The following is a 10,923-nucleotide window of genomic DNA, read 5'->3' as shown; positions in this document are numbered from 1 at the left end:
CCGCGGTCGATTGCGAGGCGGTCTGGGTCGCGGTGGCGGTCATCGTGCCGGCGGTGGCCTGCAGCTCGGTGGCCGAGGACGACACCAGGCCGACGATCCCGCCGACCGCCCGCTCGAACCCGTCGGCGAGCTCCGTCATCGTGCGCTTGCGCTCGGCGGCGGCCGCCGCCTCGGCCAGGCGCTCGATCTCCGCCTGCTCGGCGGCCTTGCGGGCGACCATGTCGCGGATGCCCTCGACCGCGCGGCCCACGGCACCGATCTCGTCGCCGCGCGCCGCCTCGGTGATCGCGGCATCGGCGTCCCCCTGCGCCATGCGCCGGAGCACGCCGACGAGGCGCCCGAGGGGCCGCGTGATGCCGAAGACCACGATCGCCACCGCGAGCGCCAGGGCGGCGAAGAGCCCGCCGGCCGCGGCGCCGACGAGGACGGTCCCGGCCTCGGCGGCGGACCGGTCGGCGTTGTCGCTCGCCCGCTTGAGTTCCGCCGTCAGGAGGTCGATGCGCTTCTGCACGAGGTCGCGAACCTTCCGCCGCACCGGGGCGGCGTCGACCAGCAGGATCTTGCCGGCCGCCTCGTTGTCGTTCTTGAGCCCCAGCACGTTCGCCCGCTCGGAGATCGTGAAGAACTCGGCCATGGTCTCCCGCAGCGTCGTGTTCGCGGCCCTGCGCTCCGGCGAATCGGACAGGGCGATCAGCGTGTCGGCGCTGGCAAGGGCAGAAGCCTTGGCGGCATCGTAGCGCTGCTTGTAACCGGCCATTTCCTCCTGGCGGAACTCCATGGCGATGTTCCGGCTCAGGATGCTGGCCTCGTTCACCGAGATCTGCACGTTCATGATGTTCTGCAGGCGCGTCATCTGCACGTCGACCAGCTGACGCGCCTGGACGGCCATCTGCGCCAAGCTGCTCCGCGCATAGAGGGCGAGCCCGCCGGCCACCACCGCCACGATGACCAGCGGCAGCACCGCCTTGACCAGGATCCGCGCGTTGCCGAGGAGATTCATCGATGTCGTCCAACAATAATGTAAGCTCTCGAAATACCTCAGAAGCGAGTAAACAAATATTGAAAACGACCCGTCGCGCCCGGCGCCCAGCGGGACTTAACGAGTTAGCGCTCGTTCACGCCGGTCGGTGCGTGCCGTCGCGCAACCGCCCCGTCCGGTCTCGGGTCCGCGGCCGCCGCCCCGCGCGCCTCGGCCACGGTCATGGCCCGGTAGGCCTCGACGGCGGCGCCGGCGTGCTCGGACGTCAGGGCGGGTCCGGAGCGCGCGCGCAGGAAGGCGCCGAGGGTGGAGAGCCGCAGGCCCGCCGCGCGCACGAGCAGCGCCAGGCCGGCCGGGTTTTGCGCGCGATAGGACGACTCGGCCCGCTCGGGCGCGCAGCCGGCGAGGTGGGCGAGCCCGAGGAGCGCCTCGGCGATCCGGCTCTCGGCGAGCCAGAGGCGGATGTCGGCCTCCTCGAGCCCGAGGCGGATCCGCAGGGCGAACGCCTCGAGCGCCCGCCGCTGCGGGCCCGGACGCTCCGGCTCCCGGCGCCGCAGCAGGGCGGCGCGCTGGGTGGGGCGCAGGCCCGGCCGGGCGTCGAGCCCGCGGGCGAGGCCGTCCCGGTCCTGCATCCGCTCCGACAGCAGCGAGAGCGCGGAAAGCGAGAGTTGCGCGCCCGGATTGCGCAGGAGCGTGCCCATCACCGCCTCGTCGCCGCGGTCGGCCAGGATGTCGGCGACCCGGACCGCCACCGTCTCGCGCCGGGCGATGGCCGCGAGATGCGCCGGCCCCCGGCTGCGGGCGACCCGCAGCAGCACCTCCTCGGGCAGCGACGCGCAGCGCGCGAGCACCGGCACCGCGACGCTGGCCTCGGGATCCCAGGCGAGATGCCGCGTGAGCCGGCGCGGCGGGCGGGGCAGCGGGCCGACCCGCCGGGCGAGGCGCCCGCGCGATTGCGTGCCGGCGCCCTCCGCCAGCACCGTCATCACCTCGTCGAAGGCGCCGACCTGCGAGGCCGAGAGGTCGCCGGCCCGGGCCACCAGCAGGTCGGTCATGTCGGCGAGGATGCGGGCGGCGTCGCTCCCGGGCGCGATCCGCTCGGCGGCCTCGACGAGGTCGGCCAGGGCTGCGGCGCCGGACCGCGCCGGCGTAGTCTCGGATCGGAGGAGCGCGGCCGACGCCATCGGGCAAGGACTTCCTGTCGCGAACGCTGCGGCAACCGTAGCGGCCCGATGGTTACCCGCGGCTTAGCGGATCCGCGCGGCCGCGCGTGCGGCCCTTGCCCTTTCTCCAGAACCTGCTATAGGCCGCGCCTCGCGTTCGCTCCGGCCGGGGGCTGAACGGACGGTGTCGGGTCTCTCACCCGCCACAGGGGTTCGCCCCGTCGTCCCGTGTCTCCGCCTTCGAACAACCGCTCGGGCCTTTGCAGGCTCGAAGGGCTTGGCGCCGTGCGACGCGAGGACGAACCGGCCCGATACCAGAACCGCTTTCCCGCGTCTTCAGGTAGCGGGCCTAGTCTCCCTGAGAAAGGCCCATCATGGCTCTGTACGAGCATGTGTTCCTGGCTCGCCAGGACGTGACCTCGCAGCAGGTCGAAACGATGATCGAGACCTACAAGTCCGTCATCGAGCAGAACGGCGGCAAGGTCGAGAAGACCGAGATGTGGGGCGTGAAGTCCCTCGCCTACCGCATCCGCAAGAACCGCAAGGCGCACTTCACCCTCCTGAACATCGACGCTCCCCCGGCGGCCCTCGCCGAGATGGAGCGCCAGATGCGCATCTCCGAGGACGTGCTGCGCTTCATGACCGTGCGCGTCGAGGAGCTCGAGTCCGAGCCGTCCGCGATGATGCAGAAGCGCGACCGCGACGAGCGCAAGGACCGCGAGCGCGGCCGTCGCCGTGACGACGACGGCTTCGGCGGCGGCTTCGGCGGCGGTGATCGCCCCGAGCGCGGCGACCGTGCCGATCGCGGCGACCGTCCGGAGCGCGCCGAGCGCGCCGAGCGCAACACGAACGAGGAGCAGTAAGCCATGGCTTTCGGTGCTGGTGGCGGCGGTGGCCGTCGTCCGTTCTTCCGTCGGCGCAAGACCTGCCCGTTCTCGGGCCCCAACGCCCCGAAGATCGACTACAAGGACGTGAAGCTGCTCTCGCGCTACGTGTCCGAGCGCGGCAAGATCGTGCCCTCGCGCATCACCGCGGTGTCGGCCAAGAAGCAGCGCGAGCTCGCCCAGGCGATCAAGCGCGCCCGCTTCCTGGGCTTCCTGCCCTACGTGATCCGCTAATCGACTGATCAACAACCCGGCGGCCGCGTGCCGCCGGGTCGCTGGGGCGACGAAAGACGCCTCTAACCCCGCCCGGACCGGGCGGCGGGACAGCGGACAGGGTTCCATGCTTCGTCATACCGGCATCGGCGTCGTCGCCGGCCTCGCCTCGGCGCTCCTGATCGGGGTCGTCGTCCAGGCCACGCCGCTCGCGCTCGCGCTCTACCTGCTCGCCCCGCTGCCGATCCTGATCGTGGCGATGGGCTGGAGCCACCGGACCGGCCTCGTCGCCGCCGCATCCGGCACGCTCGCCCTCGCCCTCGTCACCTCCCCCCTGCGCGGCCTCGCCTTCCTGGTCTCGACCGCGCTGCCCGCCTGGTGGCTCGGCTACCTCGCGCTGCTGGGCCGCGAGACGGCACCCGGCCGGATGGAATGGTACCCGACCGGGCGGCTGCTGGCCTGGGTCGCCGTCACGGCGGCCGTCGCCCTCGTCGTCGTGGTGATGCTCTCGTCCGGCGACCACGCCGCCTACCAGGAGCGGGTCCAGCGCCTCGCCCGGGCGATGCTGCAGCTCCAGCTGCAGGAGACCCCCTCCCGCGGCGCCGGCCTCGACGAGGACGACCTCGCCCGCATCGCCGAGCGGGTCGCCGGCCTCGCCCCCGCCATCATGGCGACGACGTTCACGCTGCTCCTGACCTTCTACCTCTGGGCCGGCGCCCGGGTGGTGCAGATCTCCGGCCGGCTGCCGCGGCCCTGGCCGGACCTCGCCGCCACCGCGCTGCCGCGCCGCGCGCTCTGGGGCCTCGCCGCCGGGGCGATCCTGACGGTGGCGCCGGGCTATGCCGGCGCCCTCGGGGTCGCGCTCGTCGGCGCCTTCGCGGCCGCCCTGGCGCTTCAGGGCCTCGCGGCGATCCACGACCGCAGCCGGGCCAAGCCTGGCCGCACGCCGCTGCTGATCGGCCTCTACGTGCTGGTCTTCCTCACGCAGGGGCTGGCGATCGCCGCCCTCGCCCTGTTCGGCCTCGTCGACGCCCTCACGGGATGGCGCCGGCCCGCCCAGGCCCCGCCGGCGACCTGAGCGACAAGCGAATCCCCGGCCCGCCCAGGCGGTCCGGATCCCCGACGGCGGAAAAGCTCCGCCATCACCACCCCGGGGGCCCGTGCGGCCTCCCCAGACGAAGGACGACGACGATGGACGTGATCCTGCTCGAGCGCGTGGCCAAGCTCGGCCAGATGGGCGAGACCGTGAAGGTGCGCCCGGGCTTCGCCCGCAACTACCTGCTCGCCCGCGGCAAGGCCCTGCGCGCCACGGAAGGCAACAAGAAGCGCTTCGAGGACCAGCGCGCCCAGCTCGAGGCCCGCAACCTCGAGCGCCGCGCCGAGGCCGAGAAGGTCGGCGAGACCCTCAACGGCAAGAGCTTCGTGCTGATCCGCCAGGCCGGCGAGTCCGGCGTGCTGTACGGCTCGGTCTCTCCGCGCGACCTCGCCGAGGTGGTGACCCAGGACGGCTTCACCATCAGCCGCGACCAGTTCAGCATCGCCCAGCCGATCAAGACGCTCGGCCTGCACACCGTCCCGGTGGTGCTGCACCCCGAGGTCGAGGTCTCGGTGACCGTCAACATCGCCCGCAGCCCCGAGGAGGCCGAGCGCCAGGCCCGCGGCGAGTCGACCACGACCCGCGAGGAGTTCAACCTCGACGACCTCGGCCTCGAGGTCGGCGCCGCCCTGGCCGAGGCCGGCCCGGACGCGGACGACCGCTGATATCCCCGAAAGTTCTCCCGCCCCACGGCGGGAGAACCGGGACAGCGGGGACAAGCCCGAGCTTCGGGCTTGACTTGTTCCCATTTTGTTCCAGCATGACGGGGTCCGCGGCGCGAGTCGCGGGCCCCGTCCTCGTTTCGGGAGCCGGCAACGGGCTTCCGGGCAAGGCTCGGTTAAGCAAGGTTCGGTCAAGGATGCCAGTGCGCTGGTCGCGGCAGCGGCTATGATCCGACACCCGTACTTCCGCGTCTCACCCCTCTCGCCTGGAGCCCCGCCGGATGGCCATCCCCAGCACCCTGACGGCGAACCTCGAGCCGGTGCAGCAGGAATACCGCGTCGCCCCCCACAACATCGACGCCGAGCAGGCGCTGCTCGGCGCGATCCTGGTCAACAACGACGCGTTCTACCGGGTCTCGGACTTCCTGCTCCCCGAGCACTTCATGGAGGAGGTGCACCGGCGGATCTACGAGGTGTCGATCACGCTGATCAAGGCCGGCAAGCTCGCGAGCCCGATCACCCTCAAGACCTATCTCGGCGACGCCGACCTCGGCGGCCTCACCGTCGGCCAGTACCTCGCGCGGCTCGCCGCCGAGGCCTCGACGGTCATCAACTCCGAGCATTACGGCCGCACGATCTACGACCTAGCGCTCCGCCGGCGGCTCATCACCATCGGCGAGGACCTGGTCAACGGCGCCTACGAGGCCCCGGTCGAGACCTCGCCGCGCGAGCAGATCGAGGCGACCGAGCGCCGGCTCTACGAGCTCGCCGAGACCGGCAAGTACGACGGCGGCTTCCAGAAATTCTCCGACGCCCTGACGGCGGCGGTCGACATGGCGGCCAAGGCCTACCAGCGCGAGGGGCGGCTCTCGGGCATCGCCACCGGCCTGTCGGACCTCGACGCCAAGATGGGCGGCCTGCAGGCCTCGGACCTGATCATCCTGGCCGGCCGTCCCGGCATGGGCAAGACCTCGCTCGCCACCAACATCGCGTTCAACATCGCCAAGGCCTATGTCGGCGAGAAGCAGCCCGACGGCTCGATCGCGACGAAGAACGGCGGCATCGTCGGCTTCTTCTCGCTCGAGATGTCGGCCGAGCAGCTCGCCACCCGTATCATCGCCGAGCAATCGGGCGTCGCCTCCTACAAGATCCGCCGCGGCGACATCCGGCCCGAGGAGTTTTACAAGATCACCGACGCCGCCCGGGACATGCAGACGATCCCGTTCTACATCGACCAGACCGGCGGCATCTCGATCGCCCAGCTGGCGGCCCGGGCCCGCCGGCTGAAGCGCCAGCGCGGCCTCGATCTGCTCGTCGTCGACTACCTCCAGCTGCTCTCCGGCTCGTCGAAGAAGGGCGAGAACCGGGTGCAGGAAATGACCGAGATCACCACCGGCATGAAGGCGCTCGCCAAGGAGCTGGCGGTGCCGATCGTCGCCCTGTCGCAGCTCTCGCGCCAGGTCGAGGCCCGCGACGACAAGCGGCCCCAGCTCTCGGACCTGCGCGAATCGGGCTCGATCGAGCAGGACGCCGACGTGGTGATGTTCGTGTTCCGCGAGGAATACTACGTCAAGAACAAGAAGCCGCGCGAGGGCACCGAGGAGTTCTTCACCTGGGAGGCCGAGATGAACCGCGTCTACGGCAAAGCCGAGGTGATCCTGGGCAAGCAGCGCCACGGCCCCACCGGAACCGTCGAACTGCAGTTCGACGCCGAGATCACCCGGTTCTCGAACCTCGCCCAGACCGACCGGCTGCCCGACAACCACTGACGGGTCGGCCATCGCCTCGGGCCGGCTCGACCCCGCACGCGAACCCGAGGCGGTCAGCCTGCCGGGCGAATGCCTTCGTGGATGGTCGGGCCATTCGGCTTCCGGAGGATTTTCTTCCGGAAGCCGAATGGCTAGATCATTTTCCGACGAAGTAGATGCCGGCTCGCTGAAAATGCGGCAAAATACAGGACATAGAGAGCTTCGCGATTGCAGCGCGATCGGGAAGCTCTCTAGCCCGCGCGGCCCATGAGCGAAGCCGGTTTACGTATCGCGAAGTGACCGGACGGAAATCGTGCCAGCCCCGCGACCGCGTGACCGCACCCGTGATCGACGCACCCCACGCCGGTCTCGCGCAGGGAGTCGATCACCGTCTTGGGACCGCGCCGGCCGCTCGACGAGCGCACACGCCTTCGTGGCGGTCAGGCGTCGACCGATGCGAGGGCAGCCGGGGCGTGGTGGTCGAGCCTCGGCGACACCGCGCCCCAGACTGTGAGCCGACCCGCGACGAGATGACGGCTCGCAACCGTGCCGACACGGCTACGATCGCTGCCGTCGTCCCGTGGCTCGGGTCACCGGCCGTGCGGCCTACCGCACCATCGCCAGCGGCGCGCCGGACTTCGACAGGGCGCCGTCCATCGCCCCGCCCGCCGGGCGCAGCCGCGCCGCGACCGTGCCGCCGGGCTGGTAGAGGTAGACCTCGCCGTCGCGGTAATCCCAGGCGGTGACCTTGGCGAGGTCCTTGTTGGCGCAGCCCGCGGACGAGGCCTTGTAGAGGTCGAGCGCCGGGGTGCTGGCGAGGTTCACCTTGCAGCTCGCGCCGGTGGCGTCCTTGGCGGTCCAGCCGCCGACCACCGCCGAGCGGCCGCCCGTGGACACCACCGGCGGGGCCGGCGGCGGCGCGATGGCGGCCTGCTGCTGCACCGGCGGCGGCGGGGCGGGTTCCGCCATGATCGGGCCGGACGGGTTGGCCACGACCGGGGCCCCGGCCGCACCCGGCGGCGGGGCGAGCGGCGCCGAGGTGACCGGGCCGGAGGACAGGCCGGGGCCGAGATCCGGCTCCTCGGGCGGCAGCGGCCGGGCGACCCGCGGGGCCGGCCGGACCGGAGCGCTCAAGGCCGCGGTGTCGAAGCGCGACGAGGAGCAGGCGCCGGCGCTGGCGGCGAGCGCCAGGGCGGCGACGGTGCAGAGGATCTGACGCGGCATCGAAGGGTCCTGCAGGGGGCCTGGTGTCGAGGTCGTTGGTCCCCGGCAAATACGATCCCGCAAAGGCGGGCACAGGTCTTTCCCCAACGACAAAGGCGCCCGAAGGCGCCTTTTCGAGGGGGTGTGGCCGACAGGACCCAGTCGGCCGCACCGGAGGGGTTTTCGGTGAGGATCAGACCTCGCGGGCCACCATCATCTTCTTGATCTCGGCGATCGCCTTCGCCGGGTTCAGGCCCTTCGGGCAGGTGTTGGCGCAGTTCATGATGGTGTGGCAGCGGTAGAGCCGGAACGGGTCGTGCAGGCTGTCGAGGCGCTCGCCGGTATGCTCGTCGCGGCTGTCGATCAGCCAGCGATAGGCCTGGAGCAGGGCCGCCGGGCCGAGGAAGCGGTCGCCGTTCCACCAGTAGCTCGGGCACGAGGTGGTGCAGCAGGCGCACAGGATGCACTCGTAGAGCCCGTCGAGCCGCGCGCGGTCCTCGGGGGTCTGCTGCCACTCCTTCTCGGGCGAGGGCGTCTCGGTCTGCAGCCACGGCTCGATCGCGGCGTGCTGGGCGAAGAACGAGGTCAGGTCGGGGACCAGGTCCTTCAGCACCGGCATGTGCGGCAGGGGGTAGATCTTGACCTGGCTCGACTTGCAGTCGTCGATGCCGAGCGTGCAGGCCAGCGTGTTCTGCCCCATGATGTTCATGGCGCAGGAGCCGCAGATGCCCTCGCGGCACGAGCGCCGGAAGGTCAGGGTCGGGTCGATCTTGTTCTTGATCCAGAGCAGCGCGTCGAGGACCATCGGGCCGCAATCGTCGCGATCGACGTAGTAGGTGTCGATCCGCGGATTGGCGCCGTCGTCCTGGTTCCAGCGGTAGATCCGGAACTCCTGGACGTTCCTGGCGCCGGCCGGCTTCGGCCAGGTCTTGCCCTCGGTGTACTGAGAGCCTTTGGGAAGGTTGAACTGGGCCATCTGTCTATGCCTGATCGGTGCGGTCAACCCGAGGGAGCGAAGGCGGATGGGCCCGCCCGCGACGGCCGGATTGCGGAAGATGCGGGCGGAGGGACCGCCGAGTGCGGCGCGACCGGCCGGCCCGCTGCGCGGGGACGGCCGGTCGTCATCATCAGTACACGCGGGCCTTCGGCTCGATATACGCGATGTCGTTCGACATCGTGTAGGTGTGGACCGGCCGGTAATCGATCGCGACCTTGCGGGCGTCGGGGTCGAGCCAGGCGAGCGTGTGCTTCATCCACTGCTTGTCGTCGCGGTCCGGGAAGTCCTCGCGGGCATGCGCGCCGCGCGACTCGGTCCGGTTGGCGGCCGATTCCATGGTGACGACGGCCTGGCCGATCAGGTTGTCGTATTCCAGGGTCTCCAGGAGGTCGGTGTTCCAGACCAGCGAGCGGTCGGTGATCTTCACGTCGTCGGTGCCGGCCCAGACCTTGTTGATCAGGCCTCTGCCCTCCTCCAGCACCTCGCCGGTGCGGAACACGGCGCAGTTGTTCTGCATCGTCTTCTGCATCTCGAGGCGCAGCTCCGCGGTCGGCGTGCCGCCGTTGGCGTAGCGGAAGCGGTCGAGGCGCGAGAGCGCCTTGTCGGCGGAGTCCTTCGGCAGTTCCGGCAGGCGGCCGCCCTTCTCCACCGTCTCGGCGCAGCGCAGGCCGGCGGCGCGGCCGAACACCACGAGGTCGATAAGCGAGTTCGAGCCCAGGCGGTTGGCGCCATGGACCGACACGCAGGCCGCTTCGCCAATCGCCATCAGGCCCGGCACCACGTGGTCCGGGTTGCCGTTCTTCAGGGTCAGCACCTCGCCGTGGAAGTTCGTCGGGATGCCGCCCATGTTGTAGTGGACGGTCGGGATGACCGGGATCGGCTCCTTGGTCACGTCGACGCCGGCGAAGATCTTCGCGCTCTCCGAGATGCCGGGCAGGCGCTCGTGCAGGATCTTCGGGTCGAGGTGGTCGAGGTGGAGGAAGATGTGGTCCTTGCCCTTGCCGACGCCGCGGCCGGCGCGGATCTCCATGGTCATGGAGCGGGAGACCACGTCGCGCGAGGCGAGGTCCTTGGCCGAGGGGGCGTAGCGCTCCATGAAGCGCTCACCCTCGGAATTCGTCAGGTAGCCGCCCTCGCCGCGCGAGCCCTCGGTGATGAGGCAGCCGGCGCCGTAGATGCCGGTCGGGTGGAACTGGACGAACTCCATGTCCTCGAGCGCCAGGCCCGCGCGCAGCACCATGGCGTTGCCGTCGCCGGTGCAGGTATGGGCCGAGGTCGCCGAGAAGTAGGCCCGGCCGTAGCCGCCGGTGGCCAGCACCGTCGTGGCGGCGCGGAAGCGGTGGATCTCGCCGGTCGCCTGGTCGATGGCGATGACGCCGCGGCAGCGGCCCTCCTCGTCCATGATCAGGTCGAGGGCGAAGTACTCGATGAAGAAGTTGGTCTGCGCCTTCACGGCCTGGCCGTAGAGGGTGTGCAGCATGGCGTGGCCAGTGCGGTCGGCCGCCGCGCAGGTGCGCTGGGCGGTGCCCTTGCCGTAATCGGTGGTCATGCCGCCGAACGGGCGCTGGTAGATCTTGCCCTCGGCGGTGCGCGAGAACGGCACGCCCCAGTGCTCGAGCTCGTAGACCGCGGCCGGCGCGTTGCGCACCAGATACTCGATCGCGTCCTGGTCGCCGAGCCAGTCCGACCCCTTCACGGTGTCGTACATGTGCCAGCGCCAGTCGTCCGGCCCCATGTTGCCGAGCGAGGCCGAGATGCCGCCCTGCGCCGCCACGGTGTGCGAGCGGGTCGGGAACACCTTGGTGATGCAGGCCGTGCGCAGGCCCGCCTGCGAGCAGCCGACGGTGGCGCGCAGGCCCGCGCCGCCCGCGCCGACGATCACGACGTCGAAGCTGTGGTCGATGATGGTGTACGCCTTGCCGTTCTGGGCCGGCGCGGCGGAAGCGGTGGAGGCCATGGGCGAGGTTCCCGTATCTGG

10 protein-coding genes are annotated in these 10,923 nt (G+C 70.9%); 5 read left to right on the top strand and 5 right to left on the bottom strand.

Annotated elements, in window-relative coordinates; genetic code table 11:
- Both V3T34_RS11165 and V3T34_RS11160 read right to left on the bottom strand, forming a co-directional pair.
- Nucleotides 1-1,000 (bottom strand): HAMP domain-containing protein (locus tag V3T34_RS11165; protein ID WP_331369164.1); only part of this gene is annotated, 1,000 nt, incomplete at its 3' end.
- 104 nt (nucleotides 1,001-1,104) lie between these two features.
- Entirely contained in the window at nucleotides 1,105-2,163 is a 1,059-nt protein-coding gene (locus V3T34_RS11160) for a DUF2336 domain-containing protein (protein ID WP_305076684.1), read from the bottom strand.
- Between the two features lie 353 nt (nucleotides 2,164-2,516).
- On the opposite strand from V3T34_RS11160, the gene rpsF reads away from it, so the two are divergent.
- From rpsF to V3T34_RS11135, 5 genes are all read left to right on the top strand, one after another.
- Nucleotides 2,517-3,005: a 30S ribosomal protein S6 gene (gene rpsF, locus V3T34_RS11155; protein WP_091888331.1), complete on the top strand. Its 489-nt coding sequence runs from the start codon at nucleotides 2,517-2,519 to the stop codon at nucleotides 3,003-3,005.
- Between the two features lie 3 nt (nucleotides 3,006-3,008).
- Nucleotides 3,009-3,260: a 30S ribosomal protein S18 gene (gene rpsR / locus V3T34_RS11150; protein ID WP_012332436.1), complete on the top strand. Its 252-nt coding sequence runs from the start codon at nucleotides 3,009-3,011 to the stop codon at nucleotides 3,258-3,260.
- Between the two features lie 106 nt (nucleotides 3,261-3,366).
- Nucleotides 3,367-4,317: a DUF2232 domain-containing protein gene (locus tag V3T34_RS11145; protein WP_305076685.1), complete on the top strand. Its 951-nt coding sequence runs from the start codon at nucleotides 3,367-3,369 to the stop codon at nucleotides 4,315-4,317.
- Between the two features lie 113 nt (nucleotides 4,318-4,430).
- The gene (gene rplI, locus V3T34_RS11140) at nucleotides 4,431-5,000 is read left to right on the top strand and encodes a 50S ribosomal protein L9 (protein WP_060848650.1); all 570 of its coding nucleotides are present in this window, start codon (nucleotides 4,431-4,433) and stop codon (nucleotides 4,998-5,000) included.
- 278 nt (nucleotides 5,001-5,278) lie between these two features.
- On the top strand, nucleotides 5,279-6,766 hold the full coding sequence (locus V3T34_RS11135) for a replicative DNA helicase (RefSeq protein ID WP_060848649.1): 1,488 nt from the start codon (nucleotides 5,279-5,281) through the stop codon (nucleotides 6,764-6,766).
- A gap of 585 nt (nucleotides 6,767-7,351) precedes the next feature.
- On the opposite strand, the gene V3T34_RS11130 is transcribed toward V3T34_RS11135, so the two are convergent.
- From V3T34_RS11130 to sdhA, 3 genes are all read right to left on the bottom strand, one after another.
- Nucleotides 7,352-7,969, bottom strand: a complete 618-nt coding sequence (locus V3T34_RS11130) for an AprI/Inh family metalloprotease inhibitor (RefSeq protein WP_288580105.1) — start codon at nucleotides 7,967-7,969, stop codon at nucleotides 7,352-7,354.
- Between the two features lie 172 nt (nucleotides 7,970-8,141).
- Nucleotides 8,142-8,924 carry a succinate dehydrogenase iron-sulfur subunit gene (locus tag V3T34_RS11125; RefSeq protein ID WP_305076686.1) on the bottom strand — a complete coding sequence of 261 codons (783 nt, stop codon included), beginning with the start codon at nucleotides 8,922-8,924 and terminating at the stop codon, nucleotides 8,142-8,144.
- A gap of 151 nt (nucleotides 8,925-9,075) precedes the next feature.
- A complete protein-coding gene (sdhA, locus tag V3T34_RS11120) occupies nucleotides 9,076-10,902 on the bottom strand; it encodes a succinate dehydrogenase flavoprotein subunit (protein ID WP_091888325.1) in 1,827 nt (608 codons plus the stop codon).
- Nucleotides 10,903-10,923: the final 21 nt, after the last annotated feature.

The organism is Methylobacterium ajmalii (assembly GCF_036448855.1).
In the GTDB taxonomy this organism is placed as follows: Bacteria; Pseudomonadota; Alphaproteobacteria; order Rhizobiales; family Beijerinckiaceae; genus Methylobacterium; species Methylobacterium ajmalii.
Note: the sequence above shows the minus strand (reverse complement) of the source record. Positions and strands in the feature narration are given on the sequence as shown.